Source organism: Streptomyces sp. NPDC126510 (genome assembly GCF_040302345.1).
GTDB lineage: Bacteria > Actinomycetota > Actinomycetes > Streptomycetales > Streptomycetaceae > Streptomyces.
The window spans coordinates 67,016-89,718 of the sequence record NZ_JBEORR010000001.1 but is presented as its reverse complement, the minus strand read 5'-3'; the positions used below and the strand labels follow the sequence as shown (position 1 = coordinate 89,718).

The 22,703-nt window shown below is 71.2% G+C and carries 18 protein-coding genes; 11 read left to right on the top strand and 7 right to left on the bottom strand.

Annotated elements, in window-relative coordinates; all coding sequences use genetic code 11:
• The first annotated feature begins 21 nt into the window (after positions 1–21).
• The 5 genes from ABTX60_RS00255 (at position 22) to ABTX60_RS00235 (ending at position 6,651) form a co-directional block, all read left to right on the top strand.
• The gene (locus ABTX60_RS00255) at positions 22–912 is read left to right on the top strand and encodes an FAD binding domain-containing protein (protein ID WP_352094814.1); all 891 of its coding nucleotides are present in this window, start codon (positions 22–24) and stop codon (positions 910–912) included.
• A complete protein-coding gene (locus ABTX60_RS00250) occupies positions 912–1,493 on the top strand; it encodes a (2Fe-2S)-binding protein (protein WP_352094813.1) in 582 nt (193 codons plus the stop codon). Before ABTX60_RS00255 ends, ABTX60_RS00250 begins: the two co-directional genes overlap by 1 nt.
• 2 nt (positions 1,494–1,495) lie before the next feature.
• On the top strand, positions 1,496–3,895 hold the full coding sequence (locus ABTX60_RS00245) for a xanthine dehydrogenase family protein molybdopterin-binding subunit (protein ID WP_352094812.1): 2,400 nt from the start codon (positions 1,496–1,498) through the stop codon (positions 3,893–3,895).
• A gap of 106 nt (positions 3,896–4,001) precedes the next feature.
• Positions 4,002–5,459 carry an NCS2 family permease gene (locus ABTX60_RS00240; RefSeq protein WP_352094811.1) on the top strand — a complete coding sequence of 486 codons (1,458 nt, stop codon included), beginning with the start codon at positions 4,002–4,004 and terminating at the stop codon, positions 5,457–5,459.
• A gap of 40 nt (positions 5,460–5,499) precedes the next feature.
• Positions 5,500–6,651, top strand: coding sequence for an XdhC family protein (locus ABTX60_RS00235; protein ID WP_352094810.1), 1,152 nt, complete (start codon positions 5,500–5,502; stop codon positions 6,649–6,651).
• Positions 6,652–6,723: 72 nt separating this feature from the next.
• Here ABTX60_RS00235 and ABTX60_RS00230 read toward each other — a convergent pair whose 3' ends face one another.
• Both ABTX60_RS00230 and ABTX60_RS00225 read right to left on the bottom strand, forming a co-directional pair.
• Entirely contained in the window at positions 6,724–7,164 is a 441-nt protein-coding gene (locus ABTX60_RS00230) for an SRPBCC family protein (protein ID WP_352094809.1), read from the bottom strand.
• 28 nt (positions 7,165–7,192) lie between these two features.
• The gene (locus tag ABTX60_RS00225) at positions 7,193–7,960 is read right to left on the bottom strand and encodes a polysaccharide deacetylase family protein (protein ID WP_352095125.1); all 768 of its coding nucleotides are present in this window, start codon (positions 7,958–7,960) and stop codon (positions 7,193–7,195) included.
• A 166-nt stretch (positions 7,961–8,126) separates the two neighbouring features.
• On the opposite strand from ABTX60_RS00225, the gene ABTX60_RS00220 reads away from it, so the two are divergent.
• The 3 genes from ABTX60_RS00220 to ABTX60_RS00210 all read left to right on the top strand — a co-directional run bounded on the left by ABTX60_RS00220 (position 8,127) and on the right by ABTX60_RS00210 (position 11,125).
• Positions 8,127–9,128, top strand: a complete 1,002-nt coding sequence (locus ABTX60_RS00220; protein WP_352094808.1) for a glycosyltransferase family 2 protein — start codon at positions 8,127–8,129, stop codon at positions 9,126–9,128.
• Complete coding sequence (locus ABTX60_RS00215; protein ID WP_352094807.1) at positions 9,125–9,724, top strand: HAD-IIIA family hydrolase; 600 nt, start codon at positions 9,125–9,127, stop codon at positions 9,722–9,724. The genes ABTX60_RS00220 and ABTX60_RS00215 overlap by 4 nt, the downstream gene beginning before the upstream one ends.
• A gap of 423 nt (positions 9,725–10,147) precedes the next feature.
• Positions 10,148–11,125 carry a glycosyltransferase family 9 protein gene (locus tag ABTX60_RS00210; RefSeq protein WP_352094806.1) on the top strand — a complete coding sequence of 326 codons (978 nt, stop codon included), beginning with the start codon at positions 10,148–10,150 and terminating at the stop codon, positions 11,123–11,125.
• Between the two features lie 15 nt (positions 11,126–11,140).
• On the opposite strand, the gene ABTX60_RS00205 is transcribed toward ABTX60_RS00210, so the two are convergent.
• The 3 genes from ABTX60_RS00205 to ABTX60_RS00195 all read right to left on the bottom strand — a co-directional run bounded on the left by ABTX60_RS00205 (position 11,141) and on the right by ABTX60_RS00195 (position 14,204).
• A complete protein-coding gene (locus ABTX60_RS00205) occupies positions 11,141–11,461 on the bottom strand; it encodes a DUF3040 domain-containing protein (protein WP_352094805.1) in 321 nt (106 codons plus the stop codon).
• Positions 11,462–11,560: 99 nt separating this feature from the next.
• Positions 11,561–12,487 (bottom strand): polysaccharide pyruvyl transferase family protein, encoded by a 927-nt coding sequence (locus ABTX60_RS00200; RefSeq protein ID WP_352094804.1) that lies wholly within the window; start codon positions 12,485–12,487, stop codon positions 11,561–11,563.
• A 187-nt stretch (positions 12,488–12,674) separates the two neighbouring features.
• Complete coding sequence (locus tag ABTX60_RS00195; RefSeq protein ID WP_352095124.1) at positions 12,675–14,204, bottom strand: MFS transporter; 1,530 nt, start codon at positions 14,202–14,204, stop codon at positions 12,675–12,677.
• A 299-nt stretch (positions 14,205–14,503) separates the two neighbouring features.
• Here ABTX60_RS00195 and ABTX60_RS00190 point away from each other — a divergent pair, with 299 nt between their 5' ends.
• Positions 14,504–16,060, top strand: a complete 1,557-nt coding sequence (locus tag ABTX60_RS00190; protein ID WP_352094803.1) for a Re/Si-specific NAD(P)(+) transhydrogenase subunit alpha — start codon at positions 14,504–14,506, stop codon at positions 16,058–16,060.
• A 6-nt stretch (positions 16,061–16,066) separates the two neighbouring features.
• Positions 16,067–17,500, top strand: a complete 1,434-nt coding sequence (gene pntB, locus ABTX60_RS00185; protein ID WP_352094802.1) for a Re/Si-specific NAD(P)(+) transhydrogenase subunit beta — start codon at positions 16,067–16,069, stop codon at positions 17,498–17,500.
• 288 nt (positions 17,501–17,788) lie between these two features.
• On the opposite strand, the gene argG is transcribed toward pntB, so the two are convergent.
• A complete protein-coding gene (gene argG / locus ABTX60_RS00180) occupies positions 17,789–19,243 on the bottom strand; it encodes an argininosuccinate synthase (protein ID WP_352094801.1) in 1,455 nt (484 codons plus the stop codon).
• 742 nt (positions 19,244–19,985) lie between these two features.
• Between argG and ABTX60_RS00175 the strand changes: the two genes are divergently transcribed.
• Positions 19,986–22,250, top strand: coding sequence for an ATP-binding protein (locus ABTX60_RS00175; RefSeq protein ID WP_352094800.1), 2,265 nt, complete (start codon positions 19,986–19,988; stop codon positions 22,248–22,250).
• A 49-nt stretch (positions 22,251–22,299) separates the two neighbouring features.
• Here the strand turns inward: ABTX60_RS00175 and ABTX60_RS00170 are convergent, their stop codons facing one another.
• Entirely contained in the window at positions 22,300–22,656 is a 357-nt protein-coding gene (locus ABTX60_RS00170) for a nuclear transport factor 2 family protein (RefSeq protein WP_352094799.1), read from the bottom strand.
• Positions 22,657–22,703 lie beyond the last annotated feature (47 nt).

Sequence of the window (22,703 nt, the reverse complement as noted above, 5' to 3'; positions counted from 1 at the left end):
AGACGAAGAAGAGAGCCGGTCATGGACTTCCTTCGCCCCGCCAGCTGGGAGGAGGCGCTCGCCGCGAAAGCCGAGCACCCCACAGCTGTGCCGATTGCGGGTGGCACCGACGTGATGGTCGAGATCAACTTCGATCACCGCCGGCCCGAGTACCTCTTGGACCTGAACCGCATCGGCGACCTCTCCGAATGGGAGGTCGGCGAGGAGAGCGTGCGGCTCGGTGCCTCCGTGCCGTACACGAAGATCATGGAGAACCTGCGCGGCGAGCTGCCCGGTCTCGCCCTGGCCTCGCACACGGTCGCCTCCCCGCAGATCCGCAACCGCGGCGGCGTCGGCGGCAACCTCGGCACCGCCTCCCCGGCCGGTGACGCCCACCCCGCGCTGCTCGCGGCGGGCGCCGAGGTGGAGGTCGAGTCGGTGCGCGGCTCGCGCCGCATCCCGATCGACGCGTTCTACACGGGCGTGAAGCGCAACGCGCTGGCGGCCGACGAGCTGATCCGCGCCGTGCACGTGAAGAAGGCCGACGGGCCGCAGCAGTTCTCCAAGGTGGGCACCAGGAACGCGATGGTCATCGCCGTGTGCGCCTTCGGGCTCGCCCTGCATCCCGGGACGCGGACCGTGCGGACCGGGATCGGCTCGGCCGCCCCGACCCCCGTCCGGGCCAAGGCCGCCGAGGAGTTCCTGAACGCCGCGCTGGAGGAGGGCGGCTTCTGGGACAACGGCCAGATCATCACCCCGTCGGTCGCCAAGCAGTTCGCGGACCTGTGCTCCGCCGCCTGCAACCCCATCGACGACGTCCGGGGCACCGCGAGCTACCGCCGCCACGCGGTCGGCGTCATGGCCCGCCGCACACTCACCTGGACCTGGGAGTCCTACCGCGGCGCCCGCCGCCTCACCGAGGGAGCTGCGTGATGCGCGTCAACTTCACGGTCAACGGCCGTCAGCAGGAAGCCGACGACGTGTGGGAGGGCGAGTCCCTGCTGTACGTGCTGAGGGAGCGGCTCGGGCTGCCGGGCTCGAAGAACGCCTGCGAGCAGGGCGAGTGCGGCTCGTGCACGGTCCGCCTGGACGGCGTGCCGGTGTGCTCGTGCCTGGTCGCCGCCGGGCAGGTGGAGGGCCGCGAGGTCGTCACCGTCGAGGGGCTCGCCGACTTCGCCAGGCAGCGCGCCGAGAGCGGCTGCGCGTCCGGCGCCTGCGGTACGTCGTTGCAGAGCGCCCGGGCATGGGACGCCAAGGGCACCGACTCGCAGACGGGCGAGGGGACCGAGCTGTCCGCCATCCAGCAGGCGTTCATCGACGCCGGCGCGGTCCAGTGCGGCTTCTGCACCCCCGGTCTGCTGGTCGCGGCCGACGAGATGCTGGAGCGCAACCCGAACCCGAGCGACGCGGACATCCGCGAGGCCCTGTCGGGCAACCTGTGCCGCTGCACCGGCTACGAGAAGATCATGGACGCGGTCCGCCTCGCGGCCGCCCGGCAGTCAGAGGCGGTCTGATCATGGCGTCCCCCAGCGGAACCCCCACGAAGATCACCCAGGGCTCCCGGACCAAGGGCGGCATCGGCGAGTCCACGCTCCGCCCCGACGGCACCCTCAAGGTCACCGGCGAGTTCGCGTACTCCTCCGACATGTGGCACGAGGACATGCTGTGGGGGCAGATCCTCCGCTCGACCGTCGCGCACGCCGAGATCGTGTCCATCGACACGAGCGAGGCCCTGGCCATGCCCGGCGTCTACGCCGTCATGACGTACGACGACCTGCCGACCGACGTGAGGAACTACGGGCTGGAGATCCAGGACACCCCTGTCCTCGCCCACGGCAAGGTCCGCCACCACGGTGAGCCGGTCGCCATCGTCGCCGCCGACCACCCGGAGACCGCGCGCCGGGCCGCCGCGAAAATCAAGGTCGACTACCGCGAACTGCCCGTCATCACCGACGAGGCCTCCGCGACCGCCCCGGACGCGCTCCTCGTCCACGAGAACCGCGACGACCACCACGTGGGCCACGTCCCGCACCCGAACATCGTCCACCGCCAGCCGATCGTCCGCGGGGACGTCACAGCCGCCCGGGAGCGGGCCGACGTCATCGTCGAGGGCGAGTACACCTTCGGCATGCAGGACCAGGCCTTCCTCGGCCCCGAGTCCGGCCTGGCCGTGCCGGAGGAGGACGGCGGCGTCCACCTCTACATCGCCACCCAGTGGCTGCACAGCGACCTGCGCCAGATGGCGCCCGTGCTCGGCCTGCCCGAGGACAAGGTGCGCATGACGCTCTCCGGCGTCGGCGGCGCGTTCGGCGGCCGCGAGGACCTGTCGATGCAGATCCACGCCTGCCTGCTCGCCCTGCGCACCGGCAAGCCCGTCAAGATCGTCTACAACCGTTTCGAGTCCTTCTTCGGGCACGTCCACCGCCACCCCGCCAAGCTGTACTACGAGCACGGGGCCACCAAGGACGGCAAGCTCACCCACATGAAGTGCCGGATCGTCCTGGACGGCGGCGCCTACGCCTCCGCCTCCCCGGCCGTCGTCGGCAACGCCTCCTCCCTGTCCGTCGGCCCGTACGTGGTCGAGGACGTGGACATCGAGGCCATCGCCCTCTACACCAACAACCCGCCCTGCGGCGCCATGCGCGGCTTCGGCGCGGTCCAGGCGTGCTTCGCCTACGAGGCGCAGATGGACAAGCTCGCAGCCAGGCTCGGCATGGACCCGGTGGAGTTCCGCCGGCTCAACGCCATGGAGCAGGGCACGCTCCTGCCCACCGGGCAGCCCGTCGACTCCCCGGCCCCCGTCGCCGAACTGCTGCGCCGCGTCAAGGCGATGCCGATGCCGCCGGAGCGCCAGTGGGAGTCCAGCGAGGGCGCCGACGTACGGCAGCTGCCGGGCGGCCTGTCCAACACCACGCACGGCGAAGGCGTCGTCCGGGGGGTCGGCTACGCGGTCGGCATCAAGAACGTGGGCTTCTCCGAGGGCTTCGACGACTACTCCACCGCCAAGGTGCGCATGGAGGTCGTCGCCGGCGAGCCGGTCGCCACCGTGCACACCGCCATGGCGGAGGTCGGCCAGGGCGGCGTCACCGTCCACGCGCAGATCGCCCGCACCGAGCTGGGCGTCACGCAGGTGACCATCCACCCGGCCGACACCCAGGTGGGCAGCGCCGGTTCGACGTCGGCCTCCCGGCAGACGTACGTCACCGGCGGCGCGGTGAAGAACTCCTGCGAGCTGGTCCGCGAGAAGGTCCTGGAGATCGGGCGCCGCAAGTTCGGCTCCCACCACCCGGCCTGGGCGACGGCCGAACTGCTCCTGGAGGGCGGCAAGGTGGTCACCGACGCAGGTGAGGTCCTCTCCGACCTGGTCGACGTCCTCGAGGACGAGGCCGTCGAGGTCGAGGCGGAGTGGCGGCACCGGCCGACCGAGCCCTTCGACCTGCGCACCGGCCAGGGCAACGGGCACGTCCAGTACTCCTTCGCCGCGCACCGGGCCGTCGTCGAGGTCGACACCGAGCTCGGCCTGGTCAAGGTCATCGAACTGGCCTGTGCCCAGGACGTCGGCAAGGCGCTCAACCCGCTGTCGGTGCTCGGTCAGATCCAGGGCGGCACCACGCAGGGCCTGGGCGTGGCGGTCATGGAGGAGATCGTCGTCGACCCGAAGACGGCGAAGGTCAAGAACCCCTCCTTCACCGACTACCTGATCCCCACCATCCTCGACACGCCGACCATCCCGGTCGACGTCCTCGAACTCGCCGACCACCACGCCCCGTACGGGCTGCGCGGCATCGGCGAGGCACCCACCCTGTCGTCGACTCCGGCGGTCCTCGCGGCGATCCGCGCGGCGACCGGTCTGGAGCTGAACAGGACGCCGGTCCGCCCCGAGCACCTGACCGGCACACAGCTCTCCGAGGGCTGAGCAGTCACCCCCGGGGGCTTCGTCCCCCAGGGCTCCTTGTTCGTCTCGGGCCGTCCCCCGGGTCGTGAACATCCCAACCCCCTTTGAAACTTGGGAGACGGCACCCATGACCCAGCAGTCCACAGAGCCGAGGACCACAGCCGACGACGCGGGCGAAGGCACCCGCGTCCCGGCCGGACGGTCCTGGCTCGACCGGTACTTCCACATATCCCACAGAGGGTCCAGCGTCGCCCGTGAAGTGCGCGGCGGCGTCACGACCTTCATGGCGATGGCGTACATCCTCCTGCTCAACCCCCTGATCCTGTCCGGCGAGGACGCGGCCGGGCAGACGCTCGCCCAGCCGGCCCTGATCACCGCGACCGCGTTCGCGGCGGCCTTCACCACCCTGCTGATGGGCTTCGTCGGCAAGGTGCCGCTCGCGCTCGCCGCCGGCCTCTCCGTCTCCGGAGTGCTCGCCTCCCAGGTCGCGCCCGAGATGACCTGGCCGCAGGCGATGGGCATGTGCGTGATGTACGGCGTGGTCATCATGCTGCTGGTCATCACCGGCCTGCGCGAGATGATCATGAACGCGATCCCGCTCGCGCTCAAGCACGGCATCACCATGGGCATCGGCCTGTTCATCGCCCTCATCGGTTTCTACAAGTCCGGCTTCGTGCACCAGGGCAAGGCCACGCCCCTCGCGCTCGGCCCGGCGGGCGAACTGGCCGGGTGGCCCGTGCTGCTGTTCGCCGGGACCCTGCTGCTGATCTTCATGCTCCAGGCGCGGAACATCCCCGGCGCCATCCTCATCGGCATCCTCGGCGGCACGGTCGTCGCCTCGATCCTGAACGCCGCCGGTGTAATCGACCCCAGGCAGTGGGCGGGCGGCGCACCCGAACTGCAAGGCAGCGCCGTCTCCATGCCCGACTTCTCGCTCTTCGGGGACGTGGAGTTCGGCGGCTGGGGCCAGGTCGGCGCGATGACGGTCGGCATGATCGTCTTCACGCTGGTGCTCGCCGGGTTCTTCGACGCGATGGCCACCATCATCGGCGTCGGCACCGAGGCGAAGCTCGCCGACGACAAGGGCCGGATGCCGGGCCTGTCCAAGGCACTGTTCATCGACGGGGCCGGCGGCGCGATCGGAGGCGTGTCCGGCGGTTCCGGCCAGACGGTGTTCATCGAGTCGGCCACGGGCGTCGGTGAGGGCGCCCGCACCGGCCTGGCGTCCGTGGTGACGGGGCTGTTCTTCGCTGCCTGCCTGTTCTTCACCCCGCTCACGGCGATCGTGCCGCAGGAGGTCGCGGCCGCCGCCCTCGTCGTCATCGGCGCCATGATGCTGATGAACGCCCGGCACGTGGACTGGGCCGACCGGGCCACCGCCGTCCCGGTGTTCCTCACGGTCGTGCTGATGCCGTTCACGTACACCATCACCACCGGTGTGGCCGCGGGCGTCATCTCCTACGTTGCCATCAAGACCGCCCAGGGCAAGTGGCGGGAGATCGGCGCCTTCATGTGGATCCTCACGGCGGTGTTCCTCGTGTACTTCGCCCTCAACCCGATCGAGAGCTGGCTGGGCGTCCACTGACGGTCGGCCCCCCCCCGCAACCTCAAGGAGACCGAGACAGATGCTGGACATCGCCGAGGAGCTGAACCGGTGGGCCGGGCAGGGCCGTGACTTCGCCGTGGCCACCGTGGTGGCCGTCGGCGGCAGCGCGCCCCGGCAGCCCGGCGCGGCGCTCGCGGTGGACACCGAGGGCACGGCGATCGGCTCGGTCTCCGGGGGCTGCGTCGAGGGCGCGGTCTACGAACTGTGCGAGCAGGCGCTGCGGGACGGCGAAACCGTCCTGGAGCGCTTCGGGTACAGCGACGACGACGCCTTCGCCGTGGGCCTGACCTGCGGCGGCGTCATCGACATCCTGGTCACCCCGGTACGGGCCGCCGATCCGGTCCGCCCGGTGGTCGCGTCCGCGCTCACCGCCGCCGCCCGAGGGGAGGCGGCGGCGGTGGCGCGGATCGTGTCGGGCCCGCCCGAACTGACGGGCCGGGCCCTGCTGGTCCGCCCCGACGGTTCCCACGAGGGCGGCTTCGGCGGCCATCCGGAACTGGACCGCACGGTCGCCGCCGAGGCCGGTGCCTTCCTGGACGCCGGCCGCACCGGCACCCTGGAGATCGGCGAGCAGGGCTCACGCTGCGGAGCACCGCTCACGGTCCTCGTCGAGTCCTCGGTCCCCGCCCCCCGCATGATCGTGTTCGGCGCCATCGACTTCGCCTCCGCCCTGGTCCGGATGGGCAAGTTCCTCGGCTACCACGTCACCCTCTGCGACGCACGGCCCGTCTTCGCCACCCGGACGCGCTTCCCGGAGGCCGACGAGATCGTCGTCGAGTGGCCCCACCGCTATCTGGAGCGCACCGACGTCGACGCCCGCACGGTCCTGTGCGTGCTGACCCACGACGCCAAGTTCGACGTGCCCCTGCTGAAGCTGGCGCTGCGGCTGCCGGTGGCGTACGTCGGTGCCATGGGCTCCCGGCGCACCCACCTGGACCGCAACGCCCGGCTGCGCGAAGTGGGCGTCACCGACATCGAGTTGAGCCGGCTGCGCTCGCCGATCGGCCTGGACCTCGGGGCCCGTACGCCCGAGGAGACGGCGCTGTCGATCGCGTCCGAGATCGTCGCCGTCCGGCGTGGCGGCAGCGGGGTCTCCCTGACCGGAGCGCACACACCGATCCACCACGAGCCGGACCCGGGCACCGTCGGGCGGATCGGGTCGGTGGCCTGAGGCCCCGGCCGCGGCCTCAGTGCCTGCCGCCCGAGATCCCGGCCGGGGGCCGCCGCGCCTGCGGCCGGTGGGTCAGGGCTGCCGGAGCAGGTGGTTCAGGGCCCGTCCGAACACGTACCGGGAGGAGTGCCGCACCGCGCCGTCGAAGAGCGACGGCAGGAACCGGACCCGGATCTCCTCCCGCCAGATCACCCGCGTACGGCCTCCCGGACCGGGCCGCACCTCGAGTTCGGCCCACCCCAGCACCACCCGGCCCCGCTTCTCCAGCCGGCACAGCCCCGCCGCCCCTCCCTCGGGCGGCCGCCACACGGTGACCTCCATCGGGTCGTCGAAGGCCAGCGGCCCCACGCCCGAGCGGGCCACGACGAGCGTGCCCGCGCGGGTCGGCTCGTGCGGTACGACCCTGACCACCGTGAGCGGCACCACGTCTCCGTGCCGCCGCCATCGTGTGATCCGCCGCCACGCCTCGTCGAGGGGGAGCGGGGCCGTGCGTTCGAGCAGGAGGTTCGCCACGGCACGATCGTAGGGAACCCGTGGGGCGTTACCGGTACACCTCGCCCGGCTCCGCCTTCCCCGGTGCCAGCAGCTGGGGCACCGTCACGAAGACGAAGCCGCGTTCCTTCAAGGCGTCGATGATCCCCGGAACCGCCGGCACCGTGCCGTCGTAGAGGTCGTGCAGGAGGATGATCCCGTCCCGGGAGGACTGGGCGAGGACCCGGCGGGTGATCAGGTCGGAGTCGGTCGTCCGGTAGTCCTTGGCGGTCACGCTCCACAGCACCTCGGCCAGGCCGAGTTCGCGGCAGATGGCGTGCACGGTGTCGTCGGTGCGGCCCTGCGGAGGACGCATCAGGGTCGGGCGCCGGCCGGTGAGGCGCTCTATCTCCTGGTTGGGGCGTTCCAGTTCCTCGCGTATCTCCCCGGGTCTCAGCCGGGTCAGGATCTTGTGGTCCCAGGTGTGGCTGGCCACCTCATGGCCCTCGTCGGCCATGCGCCGTACCAGCTCGGGGTACTTCTCGATGTGCCGCTTGCCGAGGAGGAAGAAGGTCGCCGGGACCTGCTTCTCCTTCAGGATGTCCAGCAGCCGCGCGGAGTGCTCGCTCGGCCCGGCGTCGAAGGTGAGGGCGATGCACTTGACCTCGCGGCAGTCCACGGTGCCGAAGCGGGCCGGCTGCACGTCCGTGGCCGGGCGGGCCCGGACGGCGCTGGGAGCCGTGGTGTCGGTTCCCGTGCAGCCGCTCAGGGCGAGAGTGAGGGCGGCGATCGCCGCGAGGGTTCCGGCGGTTCGGAACGCGGTCCCCGTTTTCTTCATCTTCTTGGTCGGAGAAGGCATGCCGGGACTATACATCGCGTGTATATACGCGGTGTATAGTCGCCGAGCTGTCCCCCGACGGCCTGACCTGGTGTTTGAGGGAGCCGTACCGCGGCACTCGCCAGCACGGCAGTCCGCGCATGCCGTCGGAGGGAGGGCCGCCCGTATGACCCCGTACGCCGTCGTGATCCCCACCCTCGTGCCGGACACCCTCGCCGACTGTCTCGCCGCGCTCGCCGCCTCGACGGGGCCGCGCCCCGAGGAGATCGTCCTGGTCGACGACCGGAGCGATCCCGAACCCGGTCCGCTACGGCACCCGTTGAGCGTCCTCGGCGACCTGCGGGAGCGGACCACCGTGCTGGGCGGCGGCGGTCGTGGGCCCGCCGCCGCCCGCAACACGGGGCTGCGCGCCGTGCATACGCCGTGGACCGTGTTCCTCGACGACGACGTCCAGGTGGGGGCCCGCTGGTGCGGCCGGCTGGCCGAGGATCTCGCAGCGGCGTCCCCCGACACCGCGGGCGTCCAGGGCGTCCTCGCCGTGCCGCTGCCCGGCGAACGCCGCCCCACCGACTGGGAACGCGGCACCGCGGGACTCGTCCGCGCCCACTGGGTCACCGCCGACATGGCCTACCGCACCGAGGTCCTCAAGCAGGTCGGCGGTTTCGACGAACGCTTCCGGCGTGCCTTCCGCGAGGACGCCGACCTCGCGCTGCGGGTCCTCGACTCGGGCTGGCGCATCCGGCAGGGCCGCCGCACCGCTCGTCACCCCGTGCACTCCGCCTCCCGCTGGGCGTCCGTACGCCAGCAGCGCGGCAACGCCGACGACGCCCTCATGCGGCATCTGCACGGCCCCGACTGGTGGGACAAGGCCGTCGCGCCGCGCGGCCGGATCCGCACCCACGCGGCCATCACGACCGCCGGCCTCGCCGCCTGCGCCCTCGCCGCCACCGGGCACGGCCGGGCCGCCACGGCCTGCGCCCTCGGCTGGGCGGCCGGCACGGCGGAGTTCGCCCGTGCCCGGATCGTCCCCGGCCCGCGCACCCGCCACGAGGTCACGACGATGCTGGCGACCAGCGTGCTCATTCCGCCCACCGCGACCTGGCACCGGCTGGCAGGTGCCTGGCGCCACCGTCACACCCCCGCCTGGCAGGAGGAGGCCACCCCGTGAGCCCGGTGAAGGCCGTGCTGCTCGACCGCGACGGCACGCTCGTCGAGAACGTCCCGAACAACGCCGACCCCGACCGCGTACGCCCCGTCGAGGGTGCTCGCGAGGCGCTCGCGCTGCTGCGGGAGCGCGGCATCCGCACCGGTGTGGTCACCGACCAGCCGGGTGTCGCGAGCGGGCTGCTCACCGACGCCGACGTCCGCCGCGTCCAGCACCGCGTCGACGAACTCCTCGGCCCCTTCGACGTGTTCGCCGTCTGCCCGCACGGCCCGGACGACGGCTGCCACTGCCGCAGGCCCCAGCCCGGCCTGCTGCTGTGGGCGGGCGGACGGGTCTGCACGGGCCCCGCCGAGCTCGTCGTGATCGGCTCCACCGCCGCGGACGCCGAGGCCGCGCGCCGGGCGGGCGCCCACGGCATCCTCGTCCCCAACGGCCGTACCCGACCCGAGGAGACCATCCGGGCCGACCACGTCGCCCCGGATCTGCTCACCGCCGTCCGGGCGGTGCTGGACGGACCGCCCAAGGGCCGCGTCGTCGCCGACGAGCGCCCCATCCAGGAGGCGTTCACGACCGGCCCCGGGCCGGATGGTCACCGGTGACGGCCGGAGCGGCGTCGAGCGAGTGGCTGTGACGGTCGGCGCCGCTCCGGGTGGGTGGCGGTGGTGGGGCCCGCTGGGGGTGGGTGGCGGGCGGCTGCGCTGAGGGCGCTGCCGAGGGAAGGTGCTGGTGAAGGCCGCCCCGTCCCGGCGGGCGTCCGTGACCGTGGCTCCCTCCCGGCGGGGTCCGTGACCGTGGCCCCGACCCGGCGGGCGCCCGGGGGCTCCGGTGCCGTGCCGGGGCGGGCCCGGCGAGGCACCGGAGCCCCGGTCCTAGTGACGGCTCACCCCGCCCGGCGGGCCCTTGCGGCGGCCGGCGTCGCGTGGGGCGGACGCGCTCGCACCGAGCCGGGCCCGCAGTGTCGTGTGCCACCCGATGGGCGTTCCGCGGCGGCGGGGACCGAGGGCACGCGGCAGGCTGCTGCCATGACCCCGGACCGGACAGCACCGCCCGAGCGCCCCCGCCTCCTCGTCCTGCGGGCCCTCGGGCTCGGAGACCTCCTCGCCGGCGTCCCCGCGCTGCGCGCGCTACGGCGGGCCTACCCGGGTCACGAACTCGTGCTGGCGGCGCCCGCCGAGCTCGCGCCGGTCGCGGCCGCCACGGGAGCCGTGGACCGGCTGCTGCCGGCGAGTGCCCCCGGCCGGGCCGTCCCGCGCACGCTCGACTGGACCGGTCCGCCCCCCGGCATCGCCGTCGACCTGCACGGCAACGGCCCGCCCAGTCACCGGCTGCTCCTGAGCCTGCGCCCGCGAGAACTCCTCGCCTTCGCCCACCCGGACCTGCCCGGCATCGAGGGCCCGCCCTGGTGCCCGGAGGAGCACGAACGCGAGCGCTGGTGCCGGCTGCTGCGGGCCTACGGCATCGACGCCGACCCGGGCGACCTGCTGCTGTCCCGCCCTCGGGCCGCTTCCCCGGCGCCCGGCGCGGTCGTCCTGCATCCCGGCGCCGGGTCACCCGCGCGCTGCTGGCCCGTCGAGCGGTACGCGGCCGTCGCGGCCGAACTGCGCGCCCGGGGCCTGCGAGTCGTGGTGACGGGCGGTGCGGCCGAGAGCGACCTGGTGGCCCGGCTCGCCAAGGATGCCGGCCTGCCGGACACCGACGTGTTCGGCGGCGGCATCCCGTTCGAACGGCTGTCCGCACTGGTCGCCGGTGCCTACGCCGTGGTCAGCGGCGACACCGGCATCGCCCACCTCGCGGTCGCCCACGGCGTGCGCTCCGTCACCCTGTTCGGCCCGGTCGCGCCGAGTCGCTGGGGCCCGCCGCCGGACCCGCGCCACCGTGCCCTGTGGTACGGCCCGGAGGGCGATCCGCACGGCCGCCGCCCCGACCCGGCGCTCCTGCGCATCACCGCCGACGACGTGCTGCGCGCCGTCGCTGAACTGCCCGGCGCGCAGCGGTCGTAGAGGCGAGGGGCGCGCTCAGCTCCCGCACCACCGGTACATCAGCCGGAATCCGGCGAACATCGTCAGGGGCCATATCGCGGCGAACGCCCAGATCACACCGGGCTCGGACGTGACGATCCCGGCCACCATCAGCCCCGTCGAGATCGCGAACAGGACCGCCACGGTCCACACGCGAGGACGGTAGGAGGCCAGACGGGCCAGGACGCGGGCGGGGTCGGGGCGACGGCTCACTCGATGGGTACGCAGCTTGCGGTCGAGGCGACGGTCGCGGCGCAGGGCCCGTTCCATCTCGTCGAGGATGCGCTGCTCATTCTCGGGAAGTCGGCCGATGGACACGCTCTCTCCTTCCGGGCGGCCGGACCGTCTCTCGGGGGGAGGTGCGGCGGGGAAGTACAGCGGGGGACGTACAAGCGGATGCCCCGTGGGGCCGCTGCGCTAACCGGGCACCGGGCGCGCCAGTGCTTCGACGAGCCGGTCCGCGCTGTCCGGCACGGTGCCCTCGCGGAATCCGTCGCGGATCTGCCGCGCGGTCACCCGGCCGCCGGTCAGGCACCAGTCCCACCAGCGGTCCAACTGCCGCACGTCCAGCCGCTCGGCGGGCACCAGCGCGGGCCAGCCGCAGGCACGGGCCTGCGCGGTCAGTTTGGCCCCGCCCGCGACCGGGTCGACGGCCAGCACCGGCGTGCCCACCCGCAGTGCGATCACCAGTCCGTGCAGCCGGTCGGTGACGACCAGGTCCAGCCGGGCCAGCACGGACTGCAGTTGCGCGGGCGTCGCGCTCAGGTGCCAGTCGTGCGCGTCCAGCCGGGTCTCGAGCTCCAGCCTGCCGCAGTCCTTCGCGGCCAGCCACCGCGTCACCTCCTCGGCCACCTGCCCGTGCCGCCGCAACTGCCCGTACTCGTGCTGCCCGTGCGCGAGGATCACCCCGACCACGGGCCGCGCCGGCACGTCCGGGGCGCGGGCCGCGAGGTCCTCCACCGGCTCGCTGTCCGGTCCGTCCCGGGGCAGCACCCGGTGGAAGCCGGTCACGGCGGGGCTGCCGGGGTCGATCACCGAGGTGCCGACGGCGATCCGCACGCAGTGCGCGAACCGCCGGTGCAGCTCCTCCACCTGCGGCCCGTGAAGCGGGCCGCACACGAACACGAGATGGGTGTAGTCCTCGGGCCACAGCCGGTCCAGATGCAAAGCCTCCGGACGGAAACGGGGGCTCCAGGCGACGTCGTAGGGGATGCCCGTCCCCCGCAGCACGTCCTCCACCCGGCGCAGGGCCAGCACGTCCCCGGCGGTCGCCTCCCGGTCCTGGAAGCTGAACCATCCGGTGAGCAGCACCCTGCGCGGTCGCTTGCCCTGTTGTATGTGCACATGCCCTGAGTGCCCTCTCAGTGGCGAGACATTCAGGGCATTACTCGCATTTACCCTGCCGTCACAGGGAGTGCAGCACTCTGTCGCCGGCCCGTACCCGGGGCAGGGCGGACGGCCGCCGCCGGAAATGACCGTTCGGCCATCTCCGGCGGTGTACGGACGAGTTGTTCACTCCCGGCGGGCGGCGTCAGCGGGCGTGCGCCGCCGGTTCCTCCACCTTCGCGTTCGCGTCCACCCTGCCGCCCGGGTGCCGCAGGGCGCACAGGAAGGCGATGCCCAGTGCGATGGCCATGCCGTAGAACACCCACTGGTTGGCCTCCGCGAAGTCCACGCGGATCGCCGACATCGCGTCCCGGGTCGCCTCGGCGGCGGGGCCGGTGCCGGTGGGCGGCCGGGCGTCGCCGTTGCCGGTGACCGATTCGGTGACGTCGCGCGCCACGCTCTGAGCCGTCCCCGCGGGCACGCCCCGGGACTCCAGGGTGCCCGTGACGTTGGCGGTCGTGACGTGCGTCAGGATCGTGCCGAAGATCGCCATGCCCACGCTGGCCGCGAAGTTGCGCACGGTCTGGGTGATGCCGGTGACCTCGCCGTAGGACGTGCCGATGGCCCGGTTCACGGCGTCCGTCGACGCGGGCGCCAGGATGAAGCCGATGCCGGCCCCGGCGAGCGCCGCGTAGAGCCACTGGTCGTGCATGGTCAGGTTGGTGAGTTCGCCCGCCCAGAGCGCGAACCCGACGGCGCCCACCACCCCGCCCAGTTTCAGGGCCGGCCTCGCGCCCTTCTTGTCGAGGATCCGGCCGCCCCACTGGGAGGCGATCGCGAAGCCCACGAAGACGTACAGCAGGAACAGCGCCGCCTGGTTCGGCGAGGCACTCAGCGACACCTGGGCGTAGACGGAGGCGAAGAAGAACAGCGGGACGAACGCGAGCATCGCGAAGAACAGCGCCAGCGCGTCCACGCTGAACGCCTTGTCGCGGAAGACCCGCAGATCGATCAGCGGATGCTCCACCCCGCGTTCGAAGCGGACGAACCCGGCCAGCACCGCGAGGCCGCCCACGATGCACACCCAGGTCGCCCAGCTGTCCCAGCCCCAGGAGAACGCCTGCTGGAAGCCGAGGACGCTCAGGCCCATGCCGATCGCGATGAGGACGGCACCCGGCACGTCCAGCGTGCCGGACCGCCGCCGGTCGGGGATGTGCGCCAGAGCCGTCAGCACCAGCGCCACGATCGCCACCGGGACGTTGACCCAGAACACGGCCCGCCAGGTCCAGTCGGTCAGCCAGCCGCCCAGCAGCGGGCCGATGGCGGTCAGCGCGCCGGTGATCCCGAAGAACAGCGCCAGGGCACGCCCGCGCCGCTCGACCGGGAACACCGTCACCACCACGGCCAGAGCAGCGGGGAACAGCAGGGCCGCCCCCAGCCCCTGGGTGGCGCGGAAGATGATCAGCCAGGCCTGTGCGGCGCCGCCCTCGGGAACACAGCCGCACAGCACCGACGAGACGACGAACACCAGCGTGCCGACCACGACGACCCGGCGCGACCCGTAGAGGTCCGCGAGACGGCCGCCGAGGGCGAAGAACGCCGCGAGGGCCAGCAGGTAGGAGTTGACCACCCACTGCATGCCGGAGGACGACAGACCCAGTTCGCGGACGATGTCGGGGGCCGCGATCGACACGATGGTCTGGTCGATGAAGGTCATGGCGACGGCGAACATCATCGCCGCCAGCGCGACCGTCTGATGCGGTGCGGTTCGGGAGGGGGCCGCGGCCTCGCCGCGCCCCGGGCGCGTGCTGCTCACGACTTCAGTCTGCGCCCGGCAGTGGCCTGTCGCATCACATGGCTCATCGGCCCCGGGAGTAACGCCGATACCGTGAATTGTGCTCTCCGGCAACCCCTGGGCGGTGTGAGGACGACCTCCTCGGCCATGTGACCGTGGTCCGCCACGGATGCCGCGTCGAACGTGCAGGATGCGGGCACCAAGGAGGACAGGCAGTCGAACGACGGGAGAGGCAGACGATGGTCCCAGCGGAACCGCAACCCCAGGGGATCGGCATACCGGCCGAATCCACTGCGGGCGAGACCAGGGTGGCGGCGACGCCGGCCACCGTGGGGAGACTCGTCGCGCTCGGGTACGACGTCACGGTCGAACCGGGGGCGGGAGCCTCGTCCCGCTTCTCCGACACGGCCTACGAGGAGGCGGGAGCCCGGCTCGGCGACCCGTGGCAGGCGGAGATCGTGCTGAAGGTCAACGCCCCCTCGACCGAGGAGATCGGCCGGCTGCGCGACGGGGCGACGCTGATCGCGCTGGTCAGCCCCGGCCTCAACCCGGACCTGGTCGAGGAACTGGCACGGCGTCCGATCACCGTGCTCGCCATGGACGCCGTGCCGCGCATCTCGCGCGCCCAGTCGCTCGACGTCCTCAGCTCGATGGCGAACATCGCCGGTTACCGGGCCGTGGTCGAGGCGGCGCACGCCTTCGGCCGCTTCTTCACGGGCCAGGTCACCGCCGCGGGCAAGGTGCCGCCCGCCAAGGTGCTGGTGGCCGGGGCCGGCGTGGCCGGGCTCGCGGCGATCGGCGCGGCCCGCAGCCTCGGCGCCGTGGTCCGCGCCACCGACCCGCGTCCCGAGGTCGCCGAGCAGGTGCGCTCCCTGGGCGGGGAGTTCCTGGCGGTCTCGACCGAGCAGGAGGTGAGCACCGACGGCTACGCCAAGGCCACCTCGGACGACTACAACCGGCTCGCCGCCGAGCTCTACGCCGAGCAGGCCGCCGACGTCGACATCATCATCACCACCGCGCTCATCCCGGGCCGTCCCGCGCCGAGGCTGATCACCGCCGCGGACGTGGCGCGCATGAAGCCCGGCAGCGTGATCGTCGACATGGCGGCCTCCCAGGGAGGCAACGTCGAGGGTACGGTCGCCGGCAAGGCGGTCGTCACCGACAACGACGTGACGATCATCGGCTACACCGACCTGCCCGGCCGGCTCCCCGCCCAGGCCTCGCAGTTGTACGGCACGAACATCGTCAACCTGATGAAGCTGCTCACCCCGGGCAAGGACGGCCGGCTCGTCCTCGACTTCGACGACGTGGTGCAGCGGTCGATGACCGTGGTCCGCGAGGGCGAGAAGACCTGGCCGCCGCCCCCGGTCCAGGTGTCCGCCGCGCCCGCGCCGGCCGCGGCCAAGGAGCCGGAACCGGCCACCGCCGAGGCACCGGCCAAGCCCGCCCGGCCGGCCTGGTCCTCGTACGCACTCGTCGGTGCCGGAGCGCTCGCGCTGTTCCTGGTGACGGCCTTCTCCCCGAGTGAACTCCTCGGCCACTTCACGGTGTTCGTCCTGGCGATCGTCATCGGCTTCTACGTCATCGGCAACGTGCACCACGCGCTGCACACCCCGCTGATGTCGGTCACCAACGCCATCTCCGGCATCGTCGTGGTCGGTGCGCTGCTGCAGATCGGGCAGGGCGACACCGCCGTCACCGTGCTGTCCTTCGCCGCGATCCTGCTGGCGAGCATCAACATCTTCGGCGGATTCGCCGTCACCCGCCGCATGCTCGGCATGTTCTCGAAGGGCTGATCAGGGATGACCACAGATACGGCCGCCCAGGCCGCCTACGTCGTCGCCGCGCTGCTGTTCATCCTCAGCCTCGCCGGCCTCTCCCAGCACAAGACGTCCCGCTCCGGAGTCGTCTGGGGCATCGCGGGCATGGTCGTCGCCCTGGCCGCCACGGTCGGGCTCGCCTCCCGCAGCATCACCGCGACCGGGCTCGTCCTCATCGCCGTCGCCACGGCCCTCGGCGCGGGCATCGGCCTGTGGCGGGCCCGGGTGGTCGAGATGACCGGCATGCCGGAGCTGATCGCCATCATGCACAGCCTGGTCGGCCTCGCCGCCACGTTCGTCGGCTGGAACGGCTACCTCGACGTCGACGCCGAGCTCTCCGGTTCGCTGCTGGCCATCCATCACGCCGAGGTGTTCATCGGGGTGTTCATCGGCGCCGTCACCTTCACGGGTTCCGTCGTCGCGTACCTGAAGCTCTCGGCGCGCATCAACTCCCGTCCGCTCACGCTTCCCGGCAAGCACGTCCTCAACGTCGGCGCGCTCGTCGCGTTCGTCGCGCTGACGGTGGCGTTCGTCGTACGCCCCGGCATCGGCCTGCTCATCGCGGTCACCGTGATCGCGCTCGCCCTCGGCGCGCACCTGGTCGCCTCCATCGGCGGCGGTGACATGCCGGTGGTCGTCTCGATGCTCAACAGCTACTCCGGCTGGGCCGCCGCCGCTTCGGGCTTCCTGCTCGCCAACAACCTGCTCATCGTCACAGGCGCGCTGGTCGGCTCCTCCGGCGCCTACCTGTCGTACATCATGTGCAAGGCGATGAACCGCTCCTTCATCTCGGTGATCGCGGGCGGTTTCGGCACCCCGGCGGCGGCCGCCGACGAGGGCGAGCAGGGCGAGCACCGGGAGATCAACGCCGAGGCGACCGCGGAACTCCTCGGCAACGCCACCTCGGTCATCATCACGCCGGGCTACGGCATGGCCGTCGCCCAGGCGCAGTACCCGGTCGCCGAACTGGCGCGCAAGCTGCGCGACCGGGGCGTGGACGTGCGGTTCGGCATCCACCCCGTGGCCGGCCGGCTGCCCGGGCACATGAACGTGCTGCTCGCCGAGGCCAACGTGCCGTACGACATCGTCCTGGAGATGGACGAGATCAACGACGACTTCGCCGCCACCTCGGTCGTCCTGGTCATCGGCGCCAACGACACGGTCAACCCGGCCGCCACCGACAACCCGTCCAGCCCCATCGCCGGAATGCCGGTCCTGCACGTGTGGGAGGCGGCCGACGTGATCGTCTTCAAGCGCTCCATGGCCGCCGGTTACGCGGGCGTGCAGAACCCGCTGTTCTTCCGCGAGAACACCCAGATGCTCTTCGGCGACGCCAGGCAGCGCGTCGAGGACATCCTGCGCAGCCTGGACTCCCTGGACGCGCCGGTCCGGGAGATGGCCGCCACGTCGCGCTGATCCGCACGCGGCACCCGGGGACGCCGTCACCGCCGAGGGCGGGGGCGGCGTCCCCGGCGTGTGGCTTTCCCGTAGGGGCCCGGGCCTCCCGCCGCTCGCCCATCGTCGGCGAGAGGGCCGTCTCGGACCGGCTGGAGCGCGGGTAAGCAGGGCCGCACGGCATGGGGACGGTCGACGCCGTCCCCATGCCGTGCGGCCCCTCGGCGTCCGTGGCCGGGCGACGGCACGGCGCACGCCGAAAGGCCGGCCCGACGTGATGCCGGGCCGGCCTCTCTGTGCTGCTGTGGGTCAGTCCGTGCCGGACTCCATCGCCGCGCGGTCCAGCCAGGCGTCCTCCTCCGAGACCTCGCCCCGGGAAGCGATGGCCTCGGCGCCGCCCTGCGGCAGCTCCGGCATGGTGCCGATCAGCCCGGTCGCGGCGGCCTGGGAGGCGCCGATGGTGGGGCTGCCCGTGCCGATCAGGCCGATGCCGGCGTACTGCTCCAGCTTGGCGCGGGAGTCGGCGATGTCGAGGTTGCGCATGGTGAGCTGGCCGATCCGGTCCACCGGGCCGAACGCGGAGTCCTCGGTGCGCTCCATGGACAGCTTGTCCGGGTGGTAGCTGAACGCCGGGCCCGTGGTGTCGAGGATCGAGTAGTCCTCGCCGCGCCGCAGCCGCAGCGTCACCTCGCCGGTGACGGCGGCGCCGACCCAGCGCTGGAGCGACTCGCGGATCATCAGCGCCTGCGGGTCCAGCCAGCGGCCCTCGTACATCAGCCGGCCGAGGCGCCGGCCCTCGGCGTGGTACTGGGCGAGGGTGTCCTCGTTGTGGATCGCGTTGACGAGGCGCTCGTAGGCGGCGTGCAGCAGCGCCATGCCCGGGGCCTCGTAGATGCCGCGGCTCTTGGCCTCGATGATCCGGTTCTCGATCTGGTCCGACATGCCCAGGCCGTGCCGGCCGCCGATGGCGTTGGCCTCCATGACCAGGTCGACGGGGGAGGCGAACTCCTTGCCGTTGATCGACACCGGGCGGCCCTCGGCGAAGCCGATCGTCACGTCCTCGGCGGCGATCTCGACTGACGGGTCCCAGAACCGGACGCCCATGATCGGGTCGACGGTCTCGACGCCGGTGTCCAGGTGCTCCAGCGTCTTGGCCTCGTGGGTGGCGCCCCAGATGTTGGCGTCGGTGGAGTACGCCTTCTCCGTGCTGTCCCGGTAGGGCAGGCCGTGGGCCAGCAGCCACTCGGACATCTCCTTGCGGCCGCCGAGCTCCGTCACGAACTTCGCGTCCAGCCAGGGCTTGTAGATGCGCAGGTGCGGGTTGGCGAGCAGGCCGTAGCGGTAGAACCGCTCGATGTCGTTGCCCTTGAAGGTCGAGCCGTCGCCCCAGATCTGGACGTCGTCCTCGAGCATCGCGCGGACCAGCAGCGTGCCGGTGACGGCGCGGCCGAGCGGGGTGGTGTTGAAGTACGCCCGTCCGCCCGAGCGGATGTGGAACGCGCCGCAGGTCAGTGCGGCCAGGCCCTCTTCGACCAGCGCGGCACGGCAGTCGACCAGACGCGCGATCTCGGCGCCGTAGGTCTTGGCACGGCCGGGCACCGAGGCGATGTCGGGCTCGTCGTACTGGCCGATGTCGGCGGTGTAGGTGCACGGGACGGCGCCCTTGTCGCGCATCCACGCGACCGCGACGGAGGTGTCGAGACCGCCCGAGAAGGCGATGCCGACGCGTTCGCCGGCGGGCAGGGAGGTGAGGACCTTGGACATAGAAAGAGTATGTATCACCACGCATAATCATGCAAGTGCCTGCGTGGGTTCGGCGTCCGGCGACCGGCCGGGGCCCTGCGTCGGGGTGCGCCCCGGCTCCCGCGGTCCGGTCGGGGGTCGCGGGAATCACGGGGATGTCGGGCGCGATCGCATACGCCCATTTCGGGCGCGGATGACCGTTGTAAAAGTCAGACGAAATGGCTTGCGGGCGGCCGGCCCCTCGATGTCTCCGGCGTAATTCTGGCCGAATAAGCGGTGGTGTGCGGCGAATGCAGCCTGCTATGATCCCCGGTTGAGACCTGTGAGTCAATAGGGGGGTTGACATTAACGCTGACGTCAGGCGATTCTTTGTGTCGCAGCGTCGAACCGCTGGATAGCAACTGGTGGTTGAAAGTGTTGCAAGGGTACGGGGGTAAATAAATGGGGTCAATGCTGTACGCGCCACACCGGACCTTTCCCGCATCCGGTGTGCCATTTCATGCGCGCTGTTTCCTGTAGCGCCCTCACGATGAGCGCGGTGTTGGCGTCTCGTTAAGAGACTTGTTGTTGCCGGCGCTCGCCTCCTGACGTACGGCATCTCCCGTATGGACAACGTCGTCCAGTGCGGTCGCCGCCGCAGTCGACTTATGGAGCCGACTCGGCATGATGACGAGCCGATGAACATTTCAGTTTCGCGATCCGAAGCTAATGTATGCGCTCCTTGGCGTGGGCGATTTGTGACCAGGAAACTGGGGGAGAAATCATGGTGCAGTTTCGCGTTCTTGGTCCGCTCGAGGTTGTCAGAGGCGGTGAACGGGCCGTTCTCGGCGGAGTGAAACAGCGCGCGCTGCTGGGTCGCCTGCTGCTCGAGCCGAATCAGGTGGTCGCGGCCAGCCGGTTAGTGGATTCGCTGTGGCCGGATGACAAGCCACCCGTCACCGCCAGGAAAATCCTGCACAATTCAGTCTGGTCGCTCAGGTCGATTCTGGAAACGCTGCGCGCGGGTGGTCCTTTCCCTGCTCTGATCACGCAGCCTCCCGGATATATGTTGAGCATCGACGAGGACATGGTCGATGTCCATGTGTTCTGCCGTCAATTGGAACTCGGTCGCAAGAAGATGGTCAACGGCCTTCCGGTGGAGGCGGCCGCGATCCTGCGGGACGCGCTGGACCTGTGGCGTGGGGACGTGCTCGCCGACCTGGCGGAAGTGGGAATCGTCTGGCCCGAATCGACCATCGTCGAGAACTCACGCATCGACGCCCAGGAGCTGTATTTCGAAGCCATGCTGGAATGCGGTCACCATCGGGAGCTGATCGGTGGCATCGAGAAGATGGTGGAGACCGAACCCCTGCGTGAGCGGGCCCGCGGACTGCTCATGCTGGCCTTGTACCGCTCCGGTCGCCAGACCGAAGCGCTGGACGTCTACAACCGGACGCATTCCGAACTCGTGGACCAGTTCGGTCTGGAGCCCGGGCCGTGGTTGCGGGACCTCCAGCAACGGATCCTGTCGCACGATCCGACGCTCACCGAGTTCTTCCAGCCCGCGGTCGCCGGTGATGACCCCGACCGGGCAGGACGTACGGCCGACCCGGTTTCCCGGCCCGCTCCGCACACACGTCCCGATGAGGCCGAAGCGGCGCGGGACCTGCTGGACGCGCAGAGCCGGCCGCATACCGCGGCGCCGCCCCGGACGCCGTCGCACCGGCGTGAGGCCACCGTCATGATCGTCCGCGCGCATGTCGGAGCCGGGGCGAGCGCGGCGCACCCGGTCGGTGTCGATGAGCTTCTCGACGGGATCCACACGCTGGTCCGGGCCGGGGTGGAGTGCTGCGGCGGAGAAGTACTGGCGTCCGTGGGCTCCGCGACGATCGCCCTCTTCGACCTCGACGACCCGAGGGAGGGCGCCGCATGCGCTACGCAACTCGCCCTTCTCCTGCGCGACAGCCTCGACGTGTCGGACGAGAACAAGCATGGGCTCACCATCAGGGCCATGGTGGCGACGGGCGACCTCCAGCGGCACTCCGACTCGTCCCCGCAGCAGAGCCGGGTGTCGGTCAACGGCACACTCATGGACCAGTGCTGGGAAATATTCCCCCAGGTTCCGGTCGGCATGATCTGGGTGTCCGATCGGACGCGGTCGCTGACCGCCGACCAGGTCTCCTACCTGGCGATGGCCGCTGAGCAGCTCCCGTACTGGGTCGCTGAGGCGCGCTCCGTGGACTATCCGGTCGACACCGAGCCGTTCATGGACCGGGACCACGAGATGGAAATTCTGCAGCGCATGTTCGAGCGCGTCGAGCAGCGCAGCATCCCGCATCTGGTGACCATCCTCGGCGACCACGGGACGGGGAAAAGCCGACTCCTGATGGAGTTCTGCCGGCTGGTCTCGCAGAAGAACACGCTGGCACCTCTGATCGTGAAGTACCGGGTGAGCAGGTCGGTGAGCATCGACCCGCTCGCGGTCGTCCGGCAACTGCGCTCGCTGCACCGCCAGGTCGACCCCGCGGGGCTGCCCGAGTTCCCTGAGCGGAACCGTTCAGAGTCGGGAAGTGCCGTCCACGAGGCGGAGACTTTCGTGCACGAGCTCGCCCGAAAACACCCGATCGTCATCGCCGTCGACGACCTGCATCTCGCCGACGAGGCGACCCTCGGATTCATCGAGAAACTCGGATCGCACGGTGAGTCCGGCATGCTGCTGGTGGTGGCGTGCGCGAACGAGAATTTCCACCGTAGGTTCCCGCACTGGGGTCTGGCTCAGCCGAACAGTACTCGAATCCTGCTCGAGGCATTGTCGGTCGAGGCCGTCGCCCGGCTTTTCGACAACTTGATCGTGACCATAGGCGACTGCATCGCCGAATCGACCTGGCAGATATTTCACCGCATCTTCGGTCACCCCGACTCCGTCTCCGTGAGGCGGGCGCGCCTGCTCCGGGCGCTGCCGCTGGTCGTCGGGACGAACTCCTTTCCCGGCGACCATGCGGTCAGCGACCCCGTGGCGGGGGAGCGGGCGCCCATGGCGAGCGAGTGAGGGCCCATGGCGGGGGAGCGAGGGCCCCTGGTCCCGCCTCGCGAAGGTGTCAGTAGCCGTTGAAGAAACCGTACAGCCGGCTGATCCGGTCGCCCTCGAACGTCGCGACGTCGAACCCGCTCACCACCGGCGCCCCGCCCGTGGGGCCGACCTCCCAGGCGAAGTGGACGACATCGTGATGGGTCAGCACCGCGCCATGGGTGAAGGGCATTCCGGTGAAGTTCTTCTGCGCAGCGGCGATGTACTCGCCGATCGCCGCTGCGCCTTCGGCGGTGATGTTGGGATCGGTGTACGTGGCGTTCGGAGCGAATACCTCGTCCACTAAAGCCTTTCGGGCGCCATCGTCCGATTCATTCCAGATGGCGATGTACTTTCCGACGAGTTGGGTGGCGGAATTTCTGTTCATGGCGCAGGATCCTATCACTGAATGCGCTGCTTCTTGTCGCGATGAAT

What these genes read in the sequence shown, in the direction of transcription:
- ABTX60_RS00255 (WP_352094814.1), top strand. Translation starts at nt 22, where the DNA reads ATGGACTTCCTTCGCCCCGCCAGCTGGGAGGAGGCGCTCGCCGCGAAA.
- ABTX60_RS00250 (WP_352094813.1), top strand. Translation starts at nt 912, where the DNA reads ATGCGCGTCAACTTCACGGTCAACGGCCGTCAGCAGGAAGCCGACGAC.
- ABTX60_RS00245 (WP_352094812.1), top strand. Translation starts at nt 1,496, where the DNA reads ATGGCGTCCCCCAGCGGAACCCCCACGAAGATCACCCAGGGCTCCCGG.
- ABTX60_RS00240 (WP_352094811.1), top strand. Translation starts at nt 4,002, where the DNA reads ATGACCCAGCAGTCCACAGAGCCGAGGACCACAGCCGACGACGCGGGC.
- ABTX60_RS00235 (WP_352094810.1), top strand. Translation starts at nt 5,500, where the DNA reads ATGCTGGACATCGCCGAGGAGCTGAACCGGTGGGCCGGGCAGGGCCGT.
- ABTX60_RS00225 (WP_352095125.1), bottom strand. Translation starts at nt 7,960, where the DNA reads ATGAAGAAAACGGGGACCGCGTTCCGAACCGCCGGAACCCTCGCGGCG.
- ABTX60_RS00220 (WP_352094808.1), top strand. Translation starts at nt 8,127, where the DNA reads ATGACCCCGTACGCCGTCGTGATCCCCACCCTCGTGCCGGACACCCTC.
- ABTX60_RS00210 (WP_352094806.1), top strand. Translation starts at nt 10,148, where the DNA reads ATGACCCCGGACCGGACAGCACCGCCCGAGCGCCCCCGCCTCCTCGTC.
- ABTX60_RS00195 (WP_352095124.1), bottom strand. Translation starts at nt 14,204, where the DNA reads ATGATGTTCGCCGTCGCCATGACCTTCATCGACCAGACCATCGTGTCG.
- ABTX60_RS00190 (WP_352094803.1), top strand. Translation starts at nt 14,504, where the DNA reads ATGGTCCCAGCGGAACCGCAACCCCAGGGGATCGGCATACCGGCCGAA.
- pntB (WP_352094802.1), top strand. Translation starts at nt 16,067, where the DNA reads ATGACCACAGATACGGCCGCCCAGGCCGCCTACGTCGTCGCCGCGCTG.
- argG (WP_352094801.1), bottom strand. Translation starts at nt 19,243, where the DNA reads ATGTCCAAGGTCCTCACCTCCCTGCCCGCCGGCGAACGCGTCGGCATC.
- ABTX60_RS00175 (WP_352094800.1), top strand. Translation starts at nt 19,986, where the DNA reads ATGGTGCAGTTTCGCGTTCTTGGTCCGCTCGAGGTTGTCAGAGGCGGT.
- ABTX60_RS00170 (WP_352094799.1), bottom strand. Translation starts at nt 22,656, where the DNA reads ATGAACAGAAATTCCGCCACCCAACTCGTCGGAAAGTACATCGCCATC.